This is a genomic window from Actinomycetospora lutea (assembly GCF_028737205.1).
Lineage (GTDB): Bacteria > Actinomycetota > Actinomycetes > Mycobacteriales > Pseudonocardiaceae > Actinomycetospora > Actinomycetospora lutea.
On sequence record NZ_JAQZAL010000001.1, the window covers coordinates 1 to 22,664 of the forward strand.

Genomic DNA, 22,664 nt, shown 5'->3' on the forward strand with positions numbered 1-22,664 from the left:
AGGGCCTGCGCGACCTGATCACCATCCAGCTCGCCCGCATGACCCAGCACCCCGCGTGGGCCACACTGCGCCAGACCACCCACCCAACATCATCGACTTCAAGATCAACCACTTGAAGTTCAACGCTGGCTGACGCTACCGAGCGGTCAGTCGACGCGGGTGCGAGCGAAGGCCCAGGCGTCCGCGACGATCCCGTCGAGGTCGGTGTGGGTCGGCTTCCAGCCCAGCTCGTCGCGGGCGCGCGCGGCGGACGCGACGAGCACCCCGGGGTCGCCGGTGCGTCGCGGGGCCACGCGCGCCGGGATCGGGTGGCCGGTGACCCGCCGGCACGCCTCGATCACCTCGAGCACGGAGAAGCCGGTGCCGTTGCCGAGGTTGCACACGAGGTGGCCGCCGTCGGGGACCTCGCCCCCGGCGAGCAGGTCGAGCGCGAGCAGGTGTGCCTCGGCGAGGTCGTCGACGTGGATGTAGTCGCGCACGCAGGTGCCGTCCGCGGTGGGCCAGTCGTCGCCGAAGATCGCGATCTCGTCGCGCCGCCCCAGGGCCACCTGGAGCACCAGCGGGATGAGGTGGGTCTCGACGGTGTGCCGCTCGCCGAGGGCCGGACCGGTTCCGGCGTGGGCGCCGGCCACGTTGAAGTAGCGCAGGCTCACCGCGCGGAACTCCCCGTCCGACGCCGCGGCGTAGGTGCCGATGGCGTGGTCGACGGCGAGCTTCGTGGCGCCGTAGGTGTTGGTCGGCCGGGTCGGCGCGTCCTCGGTGATCGGCGAGGACTCCGGCTCGCCGTAGGTCGCCGCCGTCGACGAGAACACCAGGCGCGGCACGCGGTGACGGCGCAGGGCGTCGAGCAGCCGGACGGTGGTGACGACGTTGCCGTGCCAGTACTTCGCGGGCTCCACGGCCGACTCGCCGACCAGCGAGCGGGCCGCGCAGTGGATCACTCCGTCGACACCGCCTGCGCCGAGGACCTCGTCGGCGACCTCCGCGACGTCGCCCACCACCAGGCGCGCCCCCTCCGGGACGGCGTCGCGGTGCCCGGTGGACAGGTCGTCGACCACCACCACGTCCTGCCCCGCGTCGAGCAGGTGCTGCGCGCAGACACTGCCCACGTAGCCCGCCCCGCCCGTGACCACCAACGTCATGGGCGCCAGTGTGCCGGGCGGAGCCGGGCAGCTCCTGTGCGGGTGACCGTGCGGGGCGCGCTACTGCGCGCGCACCAGCACGGCGTGCGCGACAAGGGGGTCGACCTCCGAGCGGGCGCCCTTGTGCCCGACGCCCACGGCGTCCCCGAAGCGGGGGATGGCGATGACGTCGACGTCGCTGCCGGGCAGCACGCCGGCGGACTTGAGGTGGGCCATGAGCGGCTCGTTGAGCTGGATGTGCTCGGCGATGCGGCGGACCTCGACCTTGCCGCCGCCGCTGCGGGCGAACTCGTCGAGGCGCACGAGGCCGGCCTCGTCGGGCGTGGGGGTGCGCTGCGGGGCGGTGATCTCGCCGTCGATGTCCGCGCCGCTGCGCAGGGACTCGAGGCCGGGGATCGGGTTGCCGTACGGCGACACCGAGGGCTCGCCGAGCAGCGTGAAGAGCTTGCGCTCGACCGCGTCGCTCATGACGTGCTCCCAGCGGCACGCCTCGACGTGGACGTGCTCCCACTCGAGGCCGATGACGTTGACGAGCAGCAGCTCGGCGAGGCGGTGCTTGCGCATGACGGCGACGGCCTTGGCGCGTCCGGCGGGGGTGAGCTCGAGATGGCGGTCGCCGGCCACGTGGACGAGACCGTCGCGCTCCATGCGCGCCACGGTCTGGCTCACGGTCGGCCCGCTCTGCTCCAGACGTTCGGCGATGCGGGCTCGGAGGGGGACGACCCCTTCCTCCTCGAGCTCGTAGATCGTCCGGAGGTACATCTCGGTGGTGTCGATGAGGTCGTTCATGTCCACCCCTTTCTGTCCACCCATGGTACCGACGGCACCCGACACCGGGCGGCGGTCTCGCCGTGGGGCAGGGCACGATCGTCCCATGGCCACCTCGCCGGGTCCCCTGCCCACACCCGTCGTGTCCGTCGCCTGGTTGCGCGACGCGCTGGAGCGCCCGGAGGGAGACGAAGCGCAGCGGAGCTCGACCATCAAACGGCGACGTCCCGTGGTGCTCGACGTCCGCTGGACGCTGCGCCCGCCGCCCCGCACCGCGAAGGAGCGCAAGGCCGCCGCGCGGGAGGACCCGCCGGGTCTGGTCGAGCACGACGCGGGGCACATCCCGGGCGCGGTGTACGTCGACCTCGACACCGAGCTCGCCGGGCCGCCGGGGCCCGCGGGCCGCCACCCGCTGCCCGACCCCGACGTGCTCGAGGAGACGGTGCAGCGGGCCGGGGCCGACGCCGACTCCGAGATCGTGCTCTACGACGGCGGCGACGGGATGGCGTCGGCGCGTGCCTGGTGGGTGCTGCGCTGGGGCGGCCTGAACCCCGGCCAGGTCGCGGTGCTCGACGGCGGCTGGCCGGCGTGGGTCGCGGCGGGCGGCGAGGTCGCGACCTCCTCGGGCGGTGTGCGCCGGCCCGGCGACCTGCGCCTCACGGCCGGGTCGATGCCGGTGCTCACCGCCGGGGACGCGGCCGGGATCGCCGCCGACGAGCAGGGCGTGCTGCTCGACGGCCGGGCCGCCGAGCGCTTCCGGGGCGAGACCGAGCCGCTCGACCCGATCGCGGGCCACGTGCCGGGCGCGGCCAACCTGCCCGCGGCGTCGCTGATCGCCGACGGGCACTGGCGCGACCCCGACGAGGCCGCCGCGCTGCTGGGCCCGCTGGTCGAGGACGCCGGGGCGGTCGGGGCGTACTGCGGGTCCGGGGTCAGCGCCGCGATGCTCGTGCTCGGGCTCGAGCACGCCGGGCTGCGCCCGCCCGAGGACCCCGCCGGCCTCTACGTGGGCAGCTGGTCGCACTGGTGCGGGACGGGGCGTCCCGTCGAGACGGGAGACGCGGGATGAGGGGAGCACGCCGGGAGGGGAGCTCGACCACGGAGAAGGGCGGAGGAACCGGGTCGGTCGGTAGGGTCCAGACGTGACCAGCTCCGGTGCGCCGACCGTGGACCCGGCCCGCGTGGCCGTGGTGTGGGACGAGAGCCTGCTGGGCTACAAGCTCTCGGAGGACCACCCGCTGCACCCGGTGCGCCTCGACCTCACGATGCGCCTCGCGACCTCCCTCGGTGTGCTCGACGGGATCGAGCCGCTGGTGCCGTCGCCCGCCCCGGACGCGGAGGTCGAGCGCATCCACGTCGCGTCCTACCTCGACGCCGTGCGACGGGCCCCGTCCCACGGCGACGACCCGCGCCACCAGCTCGGCACCACCGACAACCCGATCTTCGAGGGCATGCACGAGGCGAGCGCGCTGGTGTGCGGCGGCTCGATCGCCGCCGCCCGCGAGATCGCCGAGGGGCGGGCCGACCGCGCGGTGAACATCGCCGGCGGCCTGCACCACGCGATGTCCGACCACGCCTGGGGCTTCTGCGTCTACAACGACTGCGCGGTCGCGATCTCGTGGTTGCTCGACCACGGTTACGAGCGCATCTGCTACATCGACACCGACGTGCACCACGGCGACGGCGTGCAGGCCGCGTTCTACGACGACGACCGGGTGCTGACGATCTCGATGCACCAGCACCCGCGCACGCTGTGGCCGGGCACCGGGTTCGCCTCGGAGCTCGGCAGCGGGCGCGCGTCGGGCAGCGCGGTGAACCTCGCGCTGCCGCCCGGCACCCGCGACGCCGGTTGGCTGCGCGCCTTCCACGCGGTGGTCCCCGGGCTGCTGCGGGCGTTCCGGCCGCAGATCCTGGTCACCCAGTGCGGCGTGGACACCCACCACGAGGACCCGCTGGCCGAGCTCTCGCTGACCGTCGACGGGCACCGCGCGATCTACCGGAGCCTGCGCTCGCTGGCCGCCGAGCACAGCGACGGCAAGTGGCTCGCGCTCGGCGGGGGCGGCTACGGGCTCTTCCGGGCGGTGCCGCGCTCCTGGACGCACCTGCTGGCCACGGTGCTCGACCGCGACGTCGAGCCACAGCGCACGATCCCGGCGGACTGGACCTCCTACGCGACCGGCAAGACCCGCCGGCCGCTGCCGACCTCGATGACCGAGGACGCGCCGACCGACTTCGAGCCGTGGGGCGGGTTCACCGAGGTGGAGGTCGACCCGTTCCTGCTCGAGACCCGCCGGGCGGTGTTCCCGCTGCACGGGCTCGACCCCGCGGACTCCCGCGACTGACCGGAGCAGGCCCCTGACTCCCCGAGGGCGACGATGACCGACACGGCGGACCCCGACGCCACCACCGCAGAGGTCCGGGCGGTACCCGACGCCCCCTACCCCGCCCACTGGGAGGCCGACGTCGTCGCCTCCGACGGCGCGACGGCGCACCTGCGCCCGATCTCCACCGACGACGCCGAGGCCGTGGTCGCGTTCCACGCCCGGCTCTCGGACCGGACCCGCTACTTCCGGTACTTCAGCCCCTACCCGCAGATCCCCGAGCGCGACCTCAAGAACTTCGTCGAGGTGGATCACCACGACCGGGTCGCCCTGGTCCTCTGGCTCGGGCGGGAGATCATCGCGATCGGGCGCTACGTGCGCCTCGCGGAGTCGACGGCGGCCGAGGTCGCGTTCGTCGTGCGCGACGACCACCAGGGGCGCGGGCTGGGCTCGATCCTGCTCGAGCACCTGGCGGCGGCCGCCCTCGAGTGCGGGCTGACGCGGTTCGTGGCCGAGGTGCTCACCGAGAACCACCAGATGGTGCGGGTGTTCCGCGACGCCGGGTTCGAGGTCAGCCGGGCGCTCGAGGGCTCGACGCTGCACCTGGAGATCGACGTCGCCTCGACCTCGCGCTCCCGCGAGGTGCAGCTCTCCCGCGAGCAGCGCGCCGAGGCCCGCAGCGTCGCCAACGTGCTCTCGCCGCGCTCGGTGGCGGTCGTGGGCGCCTCGCCGGACCCGACGAAGATCGGTCACGTGGTGTTCGCGAACCTGCTGCGCGGCGGGTTCACCGGCCCCGTCTACCCGGTGCACCCCGAGGCGCGCTCGGTGCGCGGCGTGCGGGCGTACCCGTCGGTCACCGACATCCCCGACGACGTCGACCTCGCCGTGCTCGCGGTGCCGCCCGACGAGGTGCCCGGCGTGTTCGACGCCTGCCTGTCGAAGGGGGTGCGCGCGCTCGTCGTGATCACCTCGGGCTTCGGCGAGACGGGCCCGACCGGGCTCGCCGCGCAGCGCGAGCTGGTCACCGACGCGCGGGCGAACGGGATGCGGGTGGTGGGGCCGAGCGCGCTGGGCGTCATCAACCTCGACGCGAAGGTCTCGCTCAACGCGTCGCTGGCGCCGCACCTGCCGCCGCCGGGCCGGGTCGGCTTCTTCTGCCAGTCCGGCGCGCTGGGCATCCAGATCCTCGCCGCGGCGGCCGACCGCCGCCTCGGGCTCTCGTCGTTCGTGTCCGCCGGCAACCGCGCCGACCTCTCCGGCAACGACCTCATGCAGTACTGGGACACCGACCCCGACACCGACGTCGTGCTGCTCTATCTCGAGTCCTTCGGCAACCCGCGCAAGTTCGCCCGGGTCGCCCGCCGGCTGGCCCGGCGGAAGCCCGTGATCGCGGTGAAGAGCGGCCGGCACGTCGCCGCGGCGCCGGGGCTCGCGGGGAGCGCGCAGCCGATCGACGAGGCCGCGGTGGGCGCGGTGTTCGACCAGTCCGGGGTCATCCGCGTCGACTCCGTCGACGAGCTCTTCGACGCCGCCCAGCTGCTGGCCCACCAGCCGCTGCCGCCGGGTCCGCGGGTCGGGATCGTCGGCAACTCGACCGCGCTCGGCATCCTCGCCGCCGACGTCGTGCTCGCCCAGGGACTGTTCCTCGCGCGCGACCCCGTCGACCTGGGCACGGCCGCGGGGCCGGAGGAGCTGCGGGCCGCGGTGGCCGACCTGCTGGCCGACGACCAGTGCGACTCCCTCGTCGTCGTGTTCGTCCCCGCGATCACCACCGACCCGACCGACCACGCCCGCGCGCTGGCCGACGCCGTGCGCGGCGCCGAGAAGCCGGTGGTCTCGACGTTCCTCGCCTCCGAGGGCGTGCCCGAGGTGCTCACCGTGGCGGATGGGCACGCGGGGCCGGGGCGCGGCAGCATCCCGTCCTACCCGAGCCCGGAGCGCGCGGTGCTCGCCCTGTCCCGGGCGGTGCGCTACACGCAGTGGCGCTCGCGGCCGGTGGGCGACTTCGTCGTGCCCGAAGGGGTCGACGTCGAGGCCGCGCGGGCGCTCGTGGACGACATCGCGCCGGGACCGCGCACGGTGCTCACCGACGAGCAGGCCGACGCGCTCCTGCGCTGCGCCGGGGTGGTAGTCGCCCCGTTCCGCCGGGTCCGCTCGGCGCAGGAGGCCGTCGACGTCGCGCGGGAGCTCGGCGGCGCGGTGGTGCTCAAGACCGCGGACCGCCGGTGGCGGCACCGCACCGACCTGCGCGGGGTGCACGTGGGGCTCACCGAGTCCTCGGCGATCTCCAGCGCCTACGAGCAGCTCGTCGAGCTCTCCGGCGCCGACGAGGTGTACGTCCAGGTGCAGACCCCGCCGGGCATCCCGTGCGTCGTCGAGATCCGCGACGACCCCTCGTTCGGTTCGCTGGTGTCGTTCGGGCTCGCGGGCGTGGTCGGCGAGCTGCTCGGCGACCGGGCCTACCGGGCCACCCCGCTGTCGACGATGGACGCCGCGACCCTGGTGCGCGCGCCCCGGGCGGCGCCGCTGCTCGACGGCTACCGGGGCGCCCGCCGCGCCGACCTACCGGCCCTCGAGGACCTCGTCCTGCGCATCGGCGTACTCGCCGACGCGGTCCCCGAGATCCGCTCGCTCGTGCTCGACCCCGTCCTCGCCGCGGACCGGGGCGCGCACGTCACGGGCGTGACGGTGATGCTCGGCCCGCCGCCCGGCCCGCGGGACGCCGGTCCGCGCCGGCTGCGCTGACCGGCCGGGCGCCTCGAAGGAGTGACCGTGTCGGGGCGGCGCCGGCGACGGGCGCGCCCTACGGTCGGTCGGACCATGCGCCCGATCCCGCCCCGCCGACGCGTCCTCCCGCCGACCCTGCGCCTCGGCCTGCTCGCGGCCGTGGTGCTGCTGGCGGCGGGTTGCGGGCAGCCGGACACGCCGCGGCCGGCGCCGGGCGCCCCGCCGACGATCCCGACCGACGCCCCGCCGCCGTCCCAGCGGCCGGTGCCGGCGGACCCCGACCCGCTCACGGCGTCGCCCCCGGCCGGGGGGACCGCGCTGCCCACGGGGCGGGTGGACGCGAGCGCGCTGCCCGCCGGGCTCCCGACGCTGGTCTGGACGCGCGGCGACTCGGTCGTCGGGGTGTACGGCCGCGCGGGCGGGTGTACCGACGCGCGACTGACCGTGGTGGAACAGACCGCGGAGCGCGTCGTGCTGCGCGTGGAGCAGTTCAGCACCGGGCCGGGCCCGTGCACGCGGGAGCTGGTCTACCCGCCGCTGGAGGCGACCCTCCGGGCCCCACTGGGGGAGCGCCCGGTGGTCCTCACGGGTGCGGTGCCCTAGGGAGAGAAAGCCGGAAGACCGGGCCGGCCCCCGACCGTCCCGGTCTCCCGTCGCCGACGGGCGCTCGAGGCCCGTCTCGTGGTCATTGGCCGGGCCGGGTGACCCCACGTGAGTGGGGTCACATCCGGCCCGTGCGGTTCAGACTGCCGTTACCGGCGAGTCACCGTCAATGCGTCGACCCGGTGGCCGCTGCGGGACCGATCCGGTCACGCAGCGTGCCGCGGGAGGTTCGCGCTCAGCTCGCGGCGTAGGCCTTGAGCCGGCGCGCCCGGTCGCCGTCGCGGAGCTTGACCATGACCTCGCGCTCGATCTGGCGCACCCGCTCGCGCGAGAGGCCGAACTGGCGCCCGATCTGGTCGAGCGTGCGCGGCTGCCCGTCGTCGAGGCCGTAGCGCAGGCGGATGACGTTCTGCTCGCGGTCGTCGAGCGTCGCGATGACGCGGCGCATGTCGTCGTGGAGCAGGCCGGAGATGACCGTCGACTCGGCGTCGGTGGCCTCGGCGTCCTCGATGAAGTCCCCGAGCGGGGCCTCCTCCTCGGACCCGACCGGCATGTCCAGGCTGACCGGGTCGCGGCTGTGATCGAGCAGGTCGGCGACCTTCTCGGGCGTCAGCCCCGACTCCTCCGCCAGCTCCTCGTGGGTGGCCTCGCGGCCGAGGGTCTGGTGCAGGTCGCGCTTGATGCGGGCCAGCTTGTTGACCTGCTCGACCAGGTGGACGGGCAGGCGGATGGTGCGGGCCTGGTCGGCCATGCCGCGGGTGATGGCCTGGCGGATCCACCACGTCGCGTAGGTCGAGAACTTGAAGCCCTTGGTGTAGTCGAACTTCTCCACGGCCCGGATCAGACCCAGGTTCCCCTCCTGGATCAGGTCCAGCAGGGGCATGCCGCGTCCGGTGTACCGCTTGGCCAGCGAGACCACGAGGCGCAGGTTGGCCTCGAGCAGGTGCGCGCGGGCACGGCGGCCGTCGCGGGCCACCGCGCGGAGGTCGGCGGCGCGCTGCGGCTCGAGGTCGGGAGCGTCCGCGGAGCCGGACTCGTCGAGCAGATGCGCTGCGTACACACCGGCCTCGATGCGCTTCGCCAGCTCCACCTCGTCGGCGGCGGTCAGTAGCGCGGTCTTTCCGATACCGTTGAGGTAGACGCGGACGAGGTCCGCCGCAGGGCCCTGGGCGTCGAGGTCGCTCTCAGCAGGCACCGAGGGCAGAGCAGCCTCGGACCCGGTCTGCGGTGCGAGTGTCGCCGTCATTGCTTCCTCCCTGCGCGGCGCGAAGGTGCTGGGGCGCCGCGTCACTAGGTCGAACGCGCCGGGGTCGGCGTTCGTTCCCGCCGGGGCCGTCCGGTCACGGGTGCCCGCTGTGTCGTGCGTGACGCATGGCGGGCGCCACTCGCGGGCAACGCGGGACGCGAGTGAAGATCTCGGCGTTCAGACGTCGACGAGCACCGTGAAGGGCCCGTCGTTGCTCGACTCAACGCGCATGTCGGCGCCGAACTTCCCGGTGGCGACGGGTGCGCCGCGCTCGCGCAGCGCGGCCACGACGGCGTCCACGGCGGCACGGGCGGCGTCCGGTGCCGCGGCCGCCGACCAGGACGGACGGCGGCCCTTGCGCGTGTCCCCGTAGAGCGTGAACTGGCTGACGACGAGCAGGCCGGCGCCGGTGTCGGCGCAGGAGACGTAGCGATGAGGGGAGCACGCCGAGAGGGGAGCTCGACCATCGGGGTGTGCGCGCTCGTCGCGCAGGACGCGCAGCTCGTGGAGCTTGCGGGCCATGACGCCCGGCGCCTCGGGGCCGTCGTCGCGGTGCACGCCGAGCAGCACGAGCAGCCCGGGCTCCTCGATCGCCCCGACGACCTCGTCCCCGACGACCACCCGGGCCCACGCGACCCGGCTGACCACCGCCCTCACGCGGGCACCAGCATCCCGTGGTGGACCAGGTCGCGGACGACGGGCAGCGCGGCGGCGGCGAGCTCGTCGGGGTCGCGGCCGTGGGCGACCGCCAGCAGCTCGACGAGGTCGCGCAGCGGCAGGTGGCCGCGGCAGCCCGCGAGCAGCGCCACGCCCAGCTCGTCGACGTCGTGGCGCCACTGGGGCCCGTCGAGGCGCACGAGGGTCGCGGCGACCGGCTCCCAGCCCTCGTCGGTGCCGACGAGCCCGCGCTCGAGGGCGACGGTGTCGGGCACGCGCAGGCGCGCGTCGAGCAGCGCGTCGCCGGGGTGCTGCGCCAGCCAGGCCGTGCGGTCGAGCCAGGCCTCGATCTCCGGGCCCAGGGGGTCGTCGTGGGACTGGCGCAGGTCCTCGCACACCACGGTGCCGGCGACGTCGGGGGCGGTCCGGCGCAGCGTGACGAACCCGAACCCGATCGCGTGCACGCCCTGCGCGGCCAGGAAGTCCAGCCACCGCTCCGACAGCGCGGCCCCCTCCGGGGAGGCGGGATCGACGCCGGCGTCGCGCAGCCAGGTCCCGACGTGCAGGGCCGGGTCGGCGACGTCGCGCTGCACCACCCAGGCGTCGAGCCCGCCGGGGGCGGCCGCGTGCCCGGCCTCGGCGAGCCAGGTGCGCGGGCGCTCGGTCCAGTCCTCGGAGGTGATCAGCCACGAGGCGAGCAGCTGCGCCACGCCGCCTTCGGTGAGGTGGGCGGGCAGGGCGCCGACGAGCAGCGCGCTCGCCCCGTCGCCGCCGAGCCCGGAGTCCCGGTAGACGTGGTCGACCTGCGGCGGCCCCGGCACGAACGGCGGGTTGCTGACGATCTGGTCGAAGCGCCGCCCGGCGACCGGCTCCAGCCACGGCCCGGGGAGCACCTCGACGTCGAGCCCGCACAGCGCGAACGTCACCCGCGCCATGTCCAGCGCGCGCTCGGAGACGTCGGTGGCGGTGATCTGCTCCGCGTGCCCCGACGCGTGCAACGCCTGCACCCCGCACCCTGTGCCGACGTCGAGCAGCGTCCCCACCGGCCGGCGCACGGTCGCCCGGGCCAGCGACAGCGACGCCGCCCCGGTGCCCAGGACGTGCTCGCGACCGGCGGTCCCCGTGGCGGGACCGACCTCCAGGTCCGAGAGCACCCACCACGGCGCCGCGTCGGGGATCGCCGCGTCCCCGTGCGGGCGCAGGTCGAGCGCCGCCGCGACCTGCCCGTCCCGCGCGGTCAGCAGCCCGGCGACGACGGCCTCGTCGAGGTCGGCGGGGTCGAGGGCGGCCGCGGCCTCGGCGCGCGGGACGGCGTCGCCGAGCAGGAACAGGCGCACCAGCGTGCCCGCGGTCCCCGCGTCGCGGGCCGCCCGGCGGGCGGGCGTGGTCTCGCCGCGGTCGAGGGCGGCGCGGGCGGTCGGGCCCAGGAGACCGGCGACCCGGTCGACGGTGAAGTCGCCGTCGGCCAACGCGGTGCGTAAGCCACGCCACATTCGGGCAACTGGAACGACGACACCGTCCGCATGACGACGTTCAGCGTCCGAAGGGTCGGGTCGGGGCACGCGCAGATCGTCACACTGCTTGCGCAGTCGGTCGTCGCCACCCTGTCCCGGACCTCTCCGAACGCACCGTTGTCACCGGTCGGGTTGTGCAAGACGCTGCGCACACAGCAAGGGGGCACCCGGCGTCGACCGGCGCCGGCCGGTGCCCGAGGACCGACCGGGAGGCACACGCGGATGTCGGAACAGACGGCCACCGAGGGGAAGACCTACGCGCCGGACCCGGAGCTGTCGAAGACGGCCAACGTGCGGCCGGAGATGAAGGAGCAGGACCTCCGGGAGTTCTGGGACGAGCAGGCCAAGGCGCGCCTGGACTGGTTCGAGGACTACGACGAGGTCCTGGACTGGCAGCTCCCGTACGCGAAATGGTTCGTCGGCGGGAAGCTCAACGCCTGCTACAACTGCGTCGACCGCCACGTCGAGGGCGGCAAGGGCGACAAGGTCGCCCTGCACGTGGTGCCCGATGACGGCCCCGACTCGTCGGAGGCCCGGGACATCACCTACTCCGAGCTCCAGCGCGAGGTCGTGAAGCTCGCGAACGGGCTCAAGGAGCTCGGTGTCGGCAAGGGCGTGCCGGTCGGCATCTACATGCAGATGATCCCCGAGGCGGTCGTCGCGATGCTCGCGTGCGCCCGGCTCGGGGCGCCGCACACCGTGGTGTTCGGCGGGTTCTCGGGCAAGGCCGTGGCCGAGCGCTGCAACGACCTCGAGTGCAAGGTCCTGATCACCCAGGACGAGGCGATGCGTGGCGGCAAGGCCGGCGCGCAGAAGACGAACGCCGACGAGGGGCTCGACGCCGGGCCGACCACGGTCGAGAAGGTCGTCGTGGTCAAGCGCTCCGGCGCGGACATCCCGATGAGCGACCGGGACGTCTACCTGCACGACCTCGTCGCGAACGTCTCCGACGACCCGGAGAGCTGCCCCTGCGAGCCGATGGACTCGGAGGACCTGCTCTTCCTGCTCTACACCTCGGGCTCGACGGGCAAGCCCAAGGGTGTCGTGCACACCACGGCCGGCTACCTGCTCGGCGTCGCGACGACCCACAACCTCGTCTTCGACGTCAAGGACGACTCGGTCTACTGGTGCGCCGCCGACGTCGGCTGGATCACCGGGCACAGCTACATCACCTACGGGCCGCTGGCCAACGGCGTCACGCAGGTGCTCTTCGAGGGCGTGCCCGGCTACCCGGACCAGGAGGTCTGGTGGCGGATCATCGAGAAGTACGGGGTCTCGATCCTGTACACCTCGCCCACCGCCATCCGCGCGCACATGAAGGCGGGCGAGAAGCACGCCGAGGCGCACGACCTGTCGTCGATCAAGATCCTCGGCAGCGTGGGCGAGCCGATCAACCCGGAGGCCTGGGAGTGGTACCGGGAGCACATCGGTGGCGGCAAGGCGCCGATCATGGACACCTGGTGGCAGACCGAGACCGGGCACATCCTCATCACGCCGCTGCCCGGCATCACCACGCTCAAGCCGGGCATGGCCCAGCAGCCGTTCCCGGGCGTGCGGCCGGAGATCCGTGACGACGAGGGCAACCAGGTGCCGGCGGAGACCACCGGCAACCTGGTCCTGACCGAGCCGTGGCCGGGCATGATGCGCGGTCTGTACAACGACGACCAGCGGTTCCGCGAGAACTACTGGTCGAAGTACTCCGACGCGTACTTCGCCGGCGACGGCGCCAAGTACGACGCCGACGGCGACATCATGCTGATGGGCCGCATCGACGACGTCGTCAACGTGTCCGGCCACCGTCTCTCGACCTTCGAGATCGAGAGCGCCCTGGTCGAGCACGCCGACGTCGCCGAGGCCGCGGTCGCGGCGAAGAAGGACCCCGACACCGGGCAGGCGATCGTCGCGTTCGTGTCTCTCATCGCGGACAAGCAGGGCACCGAGGAGCTGGAGCAGGCGCTGCGCGAGCAGGTGGCGCAGTCGATCGGCAAGCTCGCCCGCCCGGCCTCCGTGATCTTCGCGCACGACCTGCCGAAGACCCGGTCGGGCAAGATCATGCGGCGTCTGCTGAAGAACATCGCCGAGGGCGAGGAGCTGGGCGACACCTCGACGCTCGTCGACGCCTCGGTCGTCGAGGAGATGCAGAAGCAGGTCAACGGCTAGCCCGTGGGTGATCGAAGGGCCCCCTCGCTCGGACGTTCCGAGCGAGGGGGCCCTTCGGTCGTTCCGGGGCGGGGTCAGCTCACGGCGGGCGGCTGCAGGTCGGCGGCCGGACGGGCGGGCTCCTGGGGGTCGGAGCGGGTCGGGGGCTCCTCGCCGCGCAGGACCGCGAGCTGCTCGGTGATCCGGTCCATGATCCGGTCGGTGGCCTCCTGCAGGGCCTTGCGGCCGATGCGGCCCTCGCGCAGGTCCTCGAGGGCGACCGGCGGGCCCGCCAGCACCCGCAGGGTGGCGCGGGGGAACAGGGTCGGGCGTCTCGCGGTGGGCGGCAGCAGGTGGTTCGAGCCCCACTGACCGACCGGGATGACCGGCGCGCCGGTCTCCAGGGCCATGCGCGCGACGCCGGTGCGGGCGGCGCGCGGCCAGCCGTCCGAGTGCTCGGCGAAGCCGCCCTCCGGGTAGACGACGACGATCTCGCCGCGCTGGACCGCCTCGACTGCCGCACGGTAGGCCTCGATCCCGGAGGCCTTGCGGTCGACCGGGATGTGCCGGCCCCCGCGCAGGGGCGCACCGACCACCGTCCTGCCCCACAGCTCCTTCATCGCGAGGAAGCGGGGCACGCGGCCGTTCGCGAGCGTGTACGACACGAGGACGATCGGGTCGACGTGCGAGAGGTGATTGACCGCGAGCAGCGCCCCGCCCCGGGTGGGCACCTGGCTCCCGCCGCGGAAGTCCCAGCGCGCCACGGCCATGAGCACCGGCCAGAGCAGGTCGATCGCGAACCCGTACCAGAAGCCGCGGTCGGTGCGGGGGTAGAGCACCCAGATCGCGAGCTTGCGCCAGAGCCGGATCGCCCGCCCCGAACGCCGACGGTCGTGGGACTGGGAGATCCGCCGGAGTCGGTCCTGCCGCGCCATGCCCCGGATCATGTCTGGCCGGGGCGCGGCGTGCATGCGTGGGACTGCTCGGCGCGTCAGTCGCGCCCGGCCTCGATGATCTTCTGCGCGAGGAGGCCGGGGTTGGTGAACATGACCTCGTGGCTCCCGGGCAGCTGCACCAGCCGGTACATGCCCAGGCGGCTCGACATCCGCGGGTGCCACGCCCACTCGCCGGGCGGCAGCGCGATGTCCTCGGTCGCGTTGATGTAGGAGCGCGGGATCTGCAGCTCGTAGAAGCGGGTCAGGGCGAGCTTGTCGCGGAAGGGCTGGGCCGGCTCGGGGGAGAGGAGCTCGTAGGTCGACTGCGCCAGCTCCAGCGGCGCGTCCTGGATGAACGCCTCCCGCCAGATCGGGAACGGCAGCATGATCGTGTCGTCGTCGGTCGACGCGGCCAGCTGCGCGAAGAGCTCCCGGTAGTGCGGCGGGGTCTCGTCGTCGAGGCAGTTGCCCGGCGCGGGCACGAACGCGTTCCAGAAGACCAGGCGCCGGATGCGGTCGGGGATCTCCTCGGCGACGCGGGCGATCACGGTGCCGCCGAAGCTGTGCCCGAGCAGGACGATGTCGGACAGGTCCTGCCCGACGACGTGGTCGACGATCGAGGCGACGCAGTCGTCGTGGTTCACGGCCTTGTCGACGCCCTTGCCGTGCCCGGCGACGGTCGGTGTGTGCACGGTGTGGCCCTCGGCGCGGAGGGGTTCGGCCACCCCTTCCCAGAGGTCGCCGGTGTGCCAGGAGCCGTGGACCAGGACGTACGTGCTCATCGGGGTGTCCTCCCGCGCGGTCGAGAGCTGCGTCCCCGGCGTCGTCGCCGAGTGCGACCGATCCTGCTGGGGTGCGGCGTGGCGCGGTAGTCCCGCTAACCGATCCCGTAGCCGGGACGGAGGAGGAGCTGGCCGCCGACGATCAGGGCGACGATCGCCACGACGATCCACAGAAGACGCCACAGCAGGCCGGGGATCAGGGTCCTCCGCGGCAGGGTCTCGGAGGGCCCTTTGTCGGCGGGAATACGGAATGACCAGACCGCCCCTGCGAGGAGAAGGAACCACGCCACGAACGCGGCGGCGAACGCCTGCTGCTCCCCGCTGCCGTAGAGCAGGGCGAAGCCGAGGCCCACGACCACGAGCAGCGGGACCGTGAAGGCCAGCGGATTCCGGGCTACGAGGAGTGCGAGGAGCGAGAGGAAGACGGCGGCGAGGAGGACGGCCCACGGGTTCCCGGAGGCGATGAGGGCGGCGCCACCCAATCCGAGCAGAGGTGCTCCGAGGTACGAGGCGAGCGGAGCGAGCACCATGGTCGGCCATCCGCCGCTGCCCTCGATCTCGCTTCCCACCGAGCCCTCTCCGTACAGCCAGAATCCGCTGATGCGTCGCGCGAGACCGACACGCACAAGCAGTGACCCGCCGGCCGTGGCATAGAAGTAGAAGTACCGCGCTACGTAGGTCGAGAAGCACACGACCAGCAGCGCGATGAACCCTGTCCCGTACGCGATCGGTTCTCCCACGATCGGGACGTCATTGACCCCCAGGCCCCCCATGGTGTGAATGTCACCACGTTCCGTAGGCAGCTCACCCGAACGACACGCCGCCTACATCTGATCGCGACCTCGCGGCTGTGACGGATGCGCACCGGACGAACCGATCCCGGCCGCCGCCCGATGATGCTGCGACACGGGCGGAGGGAGATCGGCGTGGGTGCAGGCGCAGCTCAGCGGGTGGCGGGTGCGGTCGGGGCGTTCCTCGACGGACCGATCCCGGTGCGCATCCGGGCGTGGGACGGCAGCGAGGCCGGGGCGGCGCCGGGGCCTGGCGTGCCGACGGTGGTGCTGCGGTCGCGGCGGGCGCTGCGCCGCCTGCTCTGGGAGCCGGGGGAGATGGGGCTCGCGCACGCCTACGTCTCGGGCGACCTCGACGTCGACGGCGACCTCGCCGAGGGCCTCTCGGCGATGTGGGCGCTCGTGAACTCCGGGACGATCACGAAGCGCCGCCCCGGCGCCCGGGAGCTGCCGGGTCTGGCGGCGAGAGCAGCGACCCTGGGCCTCCTCGGCCCGAAGCCCGCCCCGCCGCCCGAGGCGATCCGCATCCGGGGCCGCCGGCACAGCCGCCGGCGCGACCGCGACGTCATCGCCCACCACTACGACGCCGGCAACGCCTTCTACGCCCTGCTGCTGGACGAGTCGATGGCGTACTCGTCGGGCTACTACACGGCGCCGGAGAACACCCTGGCGCAGGCCCAGCACGACAAGCTCGAGCTGGTCTGCCGCAAGCTCGACCTCGCGCCGGGCCGCCGCCTGCTCGACATCGGCTGCGGCTGGGGCTCGCTCGCCGTCCACGCCGCCCGCGAGCACGGCGCCCAGGTGCGCGCGGTGACGATCTCCCGTGAGCAGCGCGATCAGGTCAACGCCCGCATCCGCGCCGAGGGCCTGGCCGGCAGGGTCCAGGTCGACCTGCTCGACTACCGCGACGTCGCCGAGCGCATCACCGCCGTCGACGGCCCGTTCGACGCCGTCAGCGCGATCGAGATGGGCGAGCACGTCGGCGACGAGTACTACCCGGTGTTCGCCGCGACGCTGCACGGCGCGCTGCGCCCGGGCGGGCGGGCGCTCGTGCAGCAGATGTCCCGCGGCGCGAACGCCCCCGGTGGCGGGGCGTTCATCGAGACCTACGTGACGCCGGACATGGTCATGCGCCCCGTCGGCGACACGCTGACGTTCCTGCAGCACGCGGGTCTCGAGGTCCGCGACGTCCACGTCATGCGCGAGCACTACGTGCCGACCATCCGGGCATGGCTCGCCACGCTCGAGGAGCGCTTCGACGAGGCCGTCGCGCTGCTGGGGGAGCGCGGGGCGCGCATGTGGCGGCTCTACCTCGCCGGCGGGGCGCTCGCCTTCGAGGAGAACCGCATGGGCGTCGACCAGATCCTCCTGGTCCGGCCCACCGACCGCGGGCGCAGCGGGATGCCCGCGACGCGCGACGACTGGTCGGTGCCCGCGCGCGCCGACGCTGGTATCCCGGAGTCATGACCCCCGCGTTCGACCTCGCCGCCCTCGGGCTGCTGCTCGCGGGCGCCGTGGCGACGGTCGTGGCAGCGTTCAGCGTGACCCTCGCGATCGCCCGCGCCACGGGGCGCCACAGCGTCGTCGACGTGACCTGGGGTCTCGGCTTCGTGGCCGTCGCCGTCGTCGCGTACGTGGTCTCGGGGGTGATGGAGGTCGGCGACGCCGTCGTGCGCACGGTGGTGCTCGCGCTCGTCGCGGTTTGGGGGCTGCGGCTGGCGATCTACATCGGCTGGCGCAACCACGGCAGGGGCGAGGACCCGCGCTACGCCGCGATGCTCGGCGACGACCACGCGCCGGGCGCGGTGACGTCCACCGTGCTGCGGAAGGTCTACCTGCCCCAGGCGGGCGTGATGCTGGTCGTCTCGCTGCCGGTGCTCGCGGCCATGGTCCGGGCCTCGACGGTGCTGCCCGTGGTGATCGTCGGCGTGGTGCTGTGGCTCGTCGGGTTCGTCTTCGAGTCGGTCGGCGACGCGCAGCTGATGGCGTTCAAGGCGGACCCCGGCAACCAGGGCAAGGTCCTCGACTCGGGCCTGTGGCGGTGGACCCGTCACCCGAACTACTTCGGCGACGCCTGCGTCTGGTGGGGGATCTTCGTCGTGGCCGCCGGTCACCCGCTGGCGCTGGTCACCGTCGTCGGGCCGCTGCTGATGACCTACCTGCTGGTGTCGGTGACCGGCAAGGAGCTCACCGAGAGGTCGATGGCGCAGCGGCCCGGGTACGACGAGTACGTCCGCCGCACGTCGGGGTTCCTGCCGCTGCCCCCGGGCTCGCGTCCGGCCCGCGCCACCTGAGCGCGGGCCGGGCGCGTCACGCGCCTTGACGCGAGCGGAGCAGCGCGAGGGCGTCGTCGGCGTGCTGGTCGAACTTCATCTCCCCGCCGATGACGCCGAGCACCGTGCGGTCGGTGTCGATGACGAAGGTCTTGCGCTTGACGGGAAGCGCCGGCAGCCACGAGCGCTTCGCGCCGAACTGCCGGGCGACGGCGCCGTCCGGGTCCGAGAGCAGCGGGTAGTCGAAGGAGTTCGCGCTCGAGAACGCGTGCTGCTTCTCGACGGAGTCGGCGCTGATGCCGACGCGCCGGGCGCCGACCGCGGCGAACTCGCCGGCGAGATCCCGGAAGTGGCAGCTCTCCTGGGTGCAGCCGCCCGAGGAGGCCAGCGGGTAGAAGAACAGCACCACCGGGCCGTCGGCGAGGAGCGCGGACAGCGACCGGCGGGTGCCGGTGTCGTCGGCGAGCTCGAAGTCGGGGGCGGTGTCTCCGGTCTTCATGCGGTGTCGTCCTCCGGGTGTGCTGGGTCCGACCGCGTTCGCTGCCGGGCGACGAGCGGTTCGGCGATGATGGTGGTGTGCCCTCGCCGACCTCCCACCCGGTCGAGCGCCATCTCCTGCGCGCGCGGGACCTGGCCGACCGGTCCTACGCGGAGCCGCTCACGGTCGCCGACCTCGCGCGTGCCGCGGGCCTGAGCCCGGCGCACTTCAGCGCGCGCTTCGCCGCGGCGTTCGGGGTCACGCCGCACGCCTACCTGCTCACCCGCCGGCTCGAGCGCGCCGCGGCCCTGCTGCGCCACACCGACCACTCGGTGGCCCGGATCGGCGCCGAGGTGGGGTGGAGCAGCGTCGGCAGCTTCACGGCCAGCTTCCGCCGGCTCTTCGGTCGCACGCCCACGGCGTACCGGGCGGCCTTCCCGCCGGCCCACGACCACGCGCTGGTGCCCGGGTGCGTCGTGCGGTTCTTCGGCCGCCCGCAACACCGCAGTTTTCGAGAGGACCCGGCGCCGGCGGCTTCCTAGTCTCGTCGTGTGCTCGCCGTCCACCGCGTCAACGTCTGGGTGCACGACCAGCAGGTCGCCGCCGAGTTCTGGACCGGCACGGTCGGGTTCGAGCTGCGCGCCGACGCGACCTTCCCCGAGCTCGGCGGGTTCCGGTGGCTGACCGTCGGGCCCCCGGGCCAGGCCGGGATCGAGCTCGTCCTCATGGCGATCCCCGAACCGCCGGTCGTGACCCGCGAGCAGAGCGAGCTGATCCGCGCGGTCACCGCCCAGGGCCTCGCGGGTGCGATCTACCTCGCCACCGACGACGTGCGGCGCGACCACGCGCTGCTCTCCGCGCGGGGTGTCGAGTTCACCGAGGAGCCCGAGGCGCGGCCCTACGGCCTCGACGCCGGCTTCCGCGACCCGTCCGGCAACCAGGTCCGGCTCACCCAGGCACGGCAGGACGGAGACACGACATGAGCACTCTCGAGACCCTCGTCGCGGGCGAGTTCGCCGCGCTGGCGGACGCCCTCGCCCCGCTCGGCCCCGACGCGTGGGCGACCGGGTCGCTCTGCGCCGGCTGGAGCGTCGCCCACGTCGTCGCCCACCTGACGATGGCCGCGCGGTACCCGGCCGACCGCTTCACCGCCGAGCTGGCCGCCGACGGGTACGACTTCCGGCGCACCTCCGACCGTTTGGCCGCCGCCGGCGCGGCGCTGCCACCGGCGGACCTGCTCGCCGACCTGCGCAGCGACACCATGGCGTCGTTCGCGCAGCCGGGCGGGGGCATGGCCGGGTCCCTGGCGCACGTGGTGATCCACGGACTGGACGTGACGGTGCCGCTGGGGCTCGGCCGGGTGGGCGACGACGAGGCCGCGCGGACGGTGCTCGACCAGCTCGTCGCCACCGACGGTCGCACGGTCTTCGGGGTGGACACCGCCGGCACCGCGCTGCGCGCGACCGACCTCGACTGGGCGCACGGCGATGGGGAGCCCGTGAGCGGCACCGCCGCCGACCTCGTCCTCGCCCTGAGCGGTCGCCGCGGACCGGTCCTCGCGCGCTGACACGGGCCCGCGGCCGCAGGATGGACCCGTGACCCTGCCGCGCCTCGACCGCGTCCGTCCCGCGACCCGTCGGCCGGTGGTCGGGGCGGTGCTCGTGCTGCACGGCGGGCGTCCCGAGGGCCGCGACGCCGCGGACGGGCTGCGCCTGCCGTTCCTGCGCATGGTGCCGTTCGCCCGCAGCCTGGCCGCCGCCGGTGCCCGCCGCGGCGTCGAGGTCGGGCTGCTGCGCTACCGCTACCGGGGCTGGAACGCGCCCGACCTCGATCCGGTGCAGGACGCCCGCTGGGCGCTGGGCGACGTGCGGGCGCGCCTCGGCGAGGTCCCCGTGGTGCTCGTCGGGCACTCGATGGGCGGGCGCGCGGCCCTGCGTGTCGGGGGCGACGACGGCGTGGCGGGCGTGGCCGCGCTGGCGCCCTGGCTGGAGCGCGGCGAGCCGTACGCCCAGCTCGCCGGGCAGACCGTGCTCATCGCCCACGGTGACCGCGAGCGGATGACCGACCCGGGGGGCTCGCTCCGGTTCGCCCGGCGCGTGGCGACGGTGTCCGACCGGGTGGCCCGGTTCGACGTCCACGGCGACGGCCACGCCATGCTGCGCCGGGCCGGGGACTGGCACGACCTCGTCACGGGGTTCGCGCTCGGGGCCCTCGGGCTCGAACCGTTCACCGAGGCCGTCGCGAAGGCCATGGCGGCCGGGGATCCCGAGGGGCTCGAGGTCCCCCTGGACTGAGGGAGTGGTGGCGTGCGGGAACGGGTCGCGGTCGTCGGTGCGGGCGTGTCGGGGCTGACGGCGGCGTACCTGCTGCAGCGGCGCTTCGACGTCACCCTGTTCGAGGCCGACGCCCGGCTCGGCGGCCACGCGCACACCCACGACGTCGGCCCGCTGGCCGTGGACTCCGGGTTCATCGTCCACAACGACGTCACCTACCCGCACCTGCTGCGGCTGTTCGCCGAGCTCGGGGTCGCCACCCAGGACTCCGAGATGAGCATGAGCGTGCGCGACGAGGTCACGGGCCTCGAGTACGCCGGCGCCCGCGGGGTCCGGGGCCTGTTCGCCCAGCCGCGCAACCTCGCGAACCCCCGCTACCTGCGCATGCTCGCCGAGGTCCTGCGGTTCCACCGCGCCGCGCGGGCCGTCGTCGACGGGACGTCGGAGCTGGGCGAGGACGTGACGTTCGGCGAGTTCCTCGACGCCGGCCGGTACTCGCGGTTCTTCGTCGAGACGTTCGCGGTCCCGGTGGTGTCCGCGGTGTGGTCGTCGGGACCGGAGCTGTCGCGGCAGTACCCGGCGCGCTACCTGTTCGCGTTCCTCGCCCACCACGGGATGCTCTCGGTGGGCGGCTCGCACCGGTGGCGCACGGTGGTCGGCGGCTCGCGCACCTACGTCGAGCGCGCCGTGAAGGGGCTGACGGCGGTCGAGGTGTCGACGCCGGTGCGGGCGCTGGTGCGCGCCGGCGACGAGGTGCTCGTGCGGGACGACGCCGACGTCGAGCGCCGCTTCGACCGCGCCGTCGTCGCCGTGCACGCCCCCGACGCCCTGCGGCTGCTGTTCGCACCGACCCGCGACCAGGTGGACGTGCTCGGCGCGTTCCGCTACTCGCGCAACGAGACCTGGCTGCACACCGACACCTCGGTGCTCCCGCGCGCCGCCGGCGCCCGCGCGGCCTGGAACCTGCTGCGCGTGCCCGGGGAGGACCGCGTGCTGGTCAGCTACGACATGACCCGCCTGATGAATCTGCCCGGCACGGACACCCACGTCGTCACCCTCAACGCCACCGACCGGGTCGACCCGTCGACGGTGATCGCGCGGATGGTCTACGAGCACCCCACCTACACGCCCGCGTCGGTCGCCGCGCAGCGCCGGCTGCCGGAGCTGGACGACGACCGCCTCGCCTTCGCCGGCGCGTACCACGGCTGGGGGTTCCACGAGGACGGCTGCGCGTCCGGCGTCCGCGCCGCGGCAGCCCTCGGGGTGACGTGGTGACCGCGCCCGCGATCTACGAGGCCGAGGTCGGTCACCGCCGGACCGAGCGTCTCGACGACGCGTTCACCCACCGCCTCTACCTCTGGCTCGTCGACCTCGACGACCTGCCCCGCCTGCCCGCCCCGCTGCGGCCCTTCACCCGGTTCCGCGCGGCGGACCACATCGGCGACCCGCAGCGCACGCTGCGCGAGAACCTCGACGCGTTCCTCACCGCGCGGGGGGTCGCGCGCCCGGCGCGGGTGCTGATGCTCGCCCACGCGCGCGTGCTCGGGTACGTGTTCAACCCGCTCACGCTCTACTGGTGCCGCGACGCGGCCGGCGCGCTGACCGCCGTGGTCGCCGAGGTCCACAACACCTACGGCGGGCGCCACCACTACCTCCTCGAGGTCGACGAGGACGGCCGGGCCCGGGTCGACAAGGACTTCTACGTCTCGCCGTTCTTCCCGGTCGACGGCGAGTACCGGATGCGCGTCCCCGAGCCCGGCGAGACGCTCGCCGCGACCGTCGTCCTGCGCCGCGAGGGGGCCACGGCCTTCGTCGCGACGCTGCGCGGGCGCCGCCGGGACGCGACCCCGCGCGCCGTCCTGGCCGCGCTGCTCCGCCACCCCGCGGTCACGCTGCGCGTCGCCGCCGCCATCCGGCACCGCGGGATCCGGCTCTGGGCTCGCGGCGTGCCCGTCGTCGCCCGCACACCCGCCGACACCGATCGCGGGCTGGGACAGCTGACCCGCTGACGGGCA

Annotated in this window: 22 protein-coding genes; 13 read left to right on the forward strand and 9 right to left on the reverse strand. The window is 74.1% G+C overall.

The genetic code is table 11. The annotated features are described in order from the left end of the window. Positions 1-146: 146 nt before the first annotated feature. Positions 147-1,142 carry a UDP-glucose 4-epimerase GalE gene (gene galE, locus PHK61_RS00005; protein ID WP_274278911.1) on the reverse strand — a complete coding sequence of 332 codons (996 nt, stop codon included), beginning with the start codon at positions 1,140-1,142 and terminating at the stop codon, positions 147-149. A gap of 60 nt (positions 1,143-1,202) precedes the next feature. Beyond that, positions 1,203-1,931, reverse strand: a complete 729-nt coding sequence (locus tag PHK61_RS00010) for an iron-dependent transcriptional repressor DtxR (RefSeq protein WP_274279391.1) — start codon at positions 1,929-1,931, stop codon at positions 1,203-1,205. Positions 1,932-2,016: 85 nt separating this feature from the next. Here PHK61_RS00010 and PHK61_RS00015 point away from each other — a divergent pair, with 85 nt between their 5' ends. From PHK61_RS00015 to PHK61_RS00030, 4 genes are all read left to right on the forward strand, one after another. After that, positions 2,017-2,979, forward strand: a complete 963-nt coding sequence (locus PHK61_RS00015; RefSeq protein WP_274278912.1) for a sulfurtransferase — start codon at positions 2,017-2,019, stop codon at positions 2,977-2,979. Positions 2,980-3,052: 73 nt separating this feature from the next. Continuing rightward, positions 3,053-4,252 carry an acetoin utilization protein AcuC gene (locus PHK61_RS00020; RefSeq protein ID WP_274278913.1) on the forward strand — a complete coding sequence of 400 codons (1,200 nt, stop codon included), beginning with the start codon at positions 3,053-3,055 and terminating at the stop codon, positions 4,250-4,252. A 33-nt stretch (positions 4,253-4,285) separates the two neighbouring features. Then, a complete protein-coding gene (locus PHK61_RS00025; protein WP_274278914.1) occupies positions 4,286-6,976 on the forward strand; it encodes a bifunctional acetate--CoA ligase family protein/GNAT family N-acetyltransferase in 2,691 nt (896 codons plus the stop codon). Positions 6,977-7,051: 75 nt separating this feature from the next. Beyond that, positions 7,052-7,561 (forward strand): hypothetical protein, encoded by a 510-nt coding sequence (locus PHK61_RS00030; RefSeq protein ID WP_274278915.1) that lies wholly within the window; start codon positions 7,052-7,054, stop codon positions 7,559-7,561. A 235-nt stretch (positions 7,562-7,796) separates the two neighbouring features. On the opposite strand, the gene PHK61_RS00035 is transcribed toward PHK61_RS00030, so the two are convergent. From PHK61_RS00035 to PHK61_RS00045, 3 genes are all read right to left on the reverse strand, one after another. Beyond that, positions 7,797-8,807 (reverse strand): sigma-70 family RNA polymerase sigma factor, encoded by a 1,011-nt coding sequence (locus PHK61_RS00035; RefSeq protein WP_274278916.1) that lies wholly within the window; start codon positions 8,805-8,807, stop codon positions 7,797-7,799. A 177-nt stretch (positions 8,808-8,984) separates the two neighbouring features. Next, positions 8,985-9,464, reverse strand: coding sequence for a D-aminoacyl-tRNA deacylase (gene dtd, locus PHK61_RS00040; protein ID WP_274278917.1), 480 nt, complete (start codon positions 9,462-9,464; stop codon positions 8,985-8,987). After that, positions 9,461-10,957, reverse strand: a complete 1,497-nt coding sequence (locus tag PHK61_RS00045; protein ID WP_274278918.1) for a DUF7782 domain-containing protein — start codon at positions 10,955-10,957, stop codon at positions 9,461-9,463. The genes dtd and PHK61_RS00045 overlap by 4 nt, the downstream gene beginning before the upstream one ends. A gap of 243 nt (positions 10,958-11,200) precedes the next feature. Between PHK61_RS00045 and acs the strand changes: the two genes are divergently transcribed. Next, positions 11,201-13,138: an acetate--CoA ligase gene (gene acs, locus PHK61_RS00050; RefSeq protein WP_274278919.1), complete on the forward strand. Its 1,938-nt coding sequence runs from the start codon at positions 11,201-11,203 to the stop codon at positions 13,136-13,138. Between the two features lie 74 nt (positions 13,139-13,212). Here acs and PHK61_RS00055 read toward each other — a convergent pair whose 3' ends face one another. From PHK61_RS00055 to PHK61_RS00065, 3 genes are all read right to left on the reverse strand, one after another. After that, complete coding sequence (locus PHK61_RS00055) at positions 13,213-14,052, reverse strand: lysophospholipid acyltransferase family protein (protein WP_274278920.1); 840 nt, start codon at positions 14,050-14,052, stop codon at positions 13,213-13,215. Positions 14,053-14,108: 56 nt separating this feature from the next. After that, positions 14,109-14,834 (reverse strand): alpha/beta fold hydrolase, encoded by a 726-nt coding sequence (locus PHK61_RS00060; protein WP_274278921.1) that lies wholly within the window; start codon positions 14,832-14,834, stop codon positions 14,109-14,111. Positions 14,835-14,929: 95 nt separating this feature from the next. Continuing rightward, positions 14,930-15,607 carry a M50 family metallopeptidase gene (locus PHK61_RS00065; RefSeq protein WP_274278922.1) on the reverse strand — a complete coding sequence of 226 codons (678 nt, stop codon included), beginning with the start codon at positions 15,605-15,607 and terminating at the stop codon, positions 14,930-14,932. Between the two features lie 153 nt (positions 15,608-15,760). Here PHK61_RS00065 and PHK61_RS00070 point away from each other — a divergent pair, with 153 nt between their 5' ends. Both PHK61_RS00070 and PHK61_RS00075 read left to right on the forward strand, forming a co-directional pair. After that, positions 15,761-17,092 (forward strand): SAM-dependent methyltransferase, encoded by a 1,332-nt coding sequence (locus PHK61_RS00070; RefSeq protein ID WP_274278923.1) that lies wholly within the window; start codon positions 15,761-15,763, stop codon positions 17,090-17,092. After that, positions 17,089-17,919: a DUF1295 domain-containing protein gene (locus PHK61_RS00075; protein WP_274278924.1), complete on the forward strand. Its 831-nt coding sequence runs from the start codon at positions 17,089-17,091 to the stop codon at positions 17,917-17,919. Before PHK61_RS00070 ends, PHK61_RS00075 begins: the two co-directional genes overlap by 4 nt. 16 nt (positions 17,920-17,935) lie before the next feature. Here the strand turns inward: PHK61_RS00075 and PHK61_RS00080 are convergent, their stop codons facing one another. Beyond that, positions 17,936-18,397, reverse strand: coding sequence for a peroxiredoxin (locus PHK61_RS00080; RefSeq protein WP_274278925.1), 462 nt, complete (start codon positions 18,395-18,397; stop codon positions 17,936-17,938). Between the two features lie 77 nt (positions 18,398-18,474). Here PHK61_RS00080 and PHK61_RS00085 point away from each other — a divergent pair, with 77 nt between their 5' ends. Genes PHK61_RS00085 through PHK61_RS00110 form a run of 6 tightly spaced genes read left to right on the forward strand, consistent with a single transcriptional unit; the run spans position 18,475 to position 22,658 of the window. Then, a complete protein-coding gene (locus PHK61_RS00085) occupies positions 18,475-18,918 on the forward strand; it encodes a helix-turn-helix transcriptional regulator (protein WP_274278926.1) in 444 nt (147 codons plus the stop codon). 9 nt (positions 18,919-18,927) lie between these two features. Beyond that, a complete protein-coding gene (locus tag PHK61_RS00090) occupies positions 18,928-19,359 on the forward strand; it encodes a VOC family protein (RefSeq protein WP_274278927.1) in 432 nt (143 codons plus the stop codon). Beyond that, positions 19,356-19,943 (forward strand): maleylpyruvate isomerase family mycothiol-dependent enzyme, encoded by a 588-nt coding sequence (locus PHK61_RS00095; RefSeq protein ID WP_274278928.1) that lies wholly within the window; start codon positions 19,356-19,358, stop codon positions 19,941-19,943. Before PHK61_RS00090 ends, PHK61_RS00095 begins: the two co-directional genes overlap by 4 nt. Positions 19,944-19,971: 28 nt before the next feature. Next, the gene (locus PHK61_RS00100; RefSeq protein ID WP_274278929.1) at positions 19,972-20,670 is read left to right on the forward strand and encodes an alpha/beta hydrolase; all 699 of its coding nucleotides are present in this window, start codon (positions 19,972-19,974) and stop codon (positions 20,668-20,670) included. A gap of 12 nt (positions 20,671-20,682) precedes the next feature. Then, entirely contained in the window at positions 20,683-21,924 is a 1,242-nt protein-coding gene (locus PHK61_RS00105; protein ID WP_274278930.1) for an NAD(P)/FAD-dependent oxidoreductase, read from the forward strand. Next, a complete protein-coding gene (locus PHK61_RS00110; protein WP_274278931.1) occupies positions 21,921-22,658 on the forward strand; it encodes a DUF1365 domain-containing protein in 738 nt (245 codons plus the stop codon). The genes PHK61_RS00105 and PHK61_RS00110 overlap by 4 nt, the downstream gene beginning before the upstream one ends. The last annotated feature ends 6 nt before the right edge of the window (positions 22,659-22,664 follow it).

Bases quoted from the DNA above. Each gene is read 5' to 3' on its own strand.
- galE (WP_274278911.1), bottom strand. From the start codon at position 1,142: ATGACGTTGGTGGTCACGGGCGGGGCGGGCTACGTGGGCAGTGTCTGC.
- PHK61_RS00010 (WP_274279391.1), bottom strand. From the start codon at position 1,931: ATGAACGACCTCATCGACACCACCGAGATGTACCTCCGGACGATCTAC.
- PHK61_RS00015 (WP_274278912.1), top strand. From the start codon at position 2,017: ATGGCCACCTCGCCGGGTCCCCTGCCCACACCCGTCGTGTCCGTCGCC.
- PHK61_RS00025 (WP_274278914.1), top strand. From the start codon at position 4,286: ATGACCGACACGGCGGACCCCGACGCCACCACCGCAGAGGTCCGGGCG.
- PHK61_RS00030 (WP_274278915.1), top strand. From the start codon at position 7,052: ATGCGCCCGATCCCGCCCCGCCGACGCGTCCTCCCGCCGACCCTGCGC.
- PHK61_RS00035 (WP_274278916.1), bottom strand. From the start codon at position 8,807: ATGACGGCGACACTCGCACCGCAGACCGGGTCCGAGGCTGCTCTGCCC.
- PHK61_RS00045 (WP_274278918.1), bottom strand. From the start codon at position 10,957: ATGTGGCGTGGCTTACGCACCGCGTTGGCCGACGGCGACTTCACCGTC.
- acs (WP_274278919.1), top strand. From the start codon at position 11,201: ATGTCGGAACAGACGGCCACCGAGGGGAAGACCTACGCGCCGGACCCG.
- PHK61_RS00055 (WP_274278920.1), bottom strand. From the start codon at position 14,052: ATGGCGCGGCAGGACCGACTCCGGCGGATCTCCCAGTCCCACGACCGT.
- PHK61_RS00060 (WP_274278921.1), bottom strand. From the start codon at position 14,834: ATGAGCACGTACGTCCTGGTCCACGGCTCCTGGCACACCGGCGACCTC.
- PHK61_RS00065 (WP_274278922.1), bottom strand. From the start codon at position 15,607: ATGGGGGGCCTGGGGGTCAATGACGTCCCGATCGTGGGAGAACCGATC.
- PHK61_RS00075 (WP_274278924.1), top strand. From the start codon at position 17,089: ATGACCCCCGCGTTCGACCTCGCCGCCCTCGGGCTGCTGCTCGCGGGC.
- PHK61_RS00080 (WP_274278925.1), bottom strand. From the start codon at position 18,397: ATGAAGACCGGAGACACCGCCCCCGACTTCGAGCTCGCCGACGACACC.
- PHK61_RS00095 (WP_274278928.1), top strand. From the start codon at position 19,356: ATGAGCACTCTCGAGACCCTCGTCGCGGGCGAGTTCGCCGCGCTGGCG.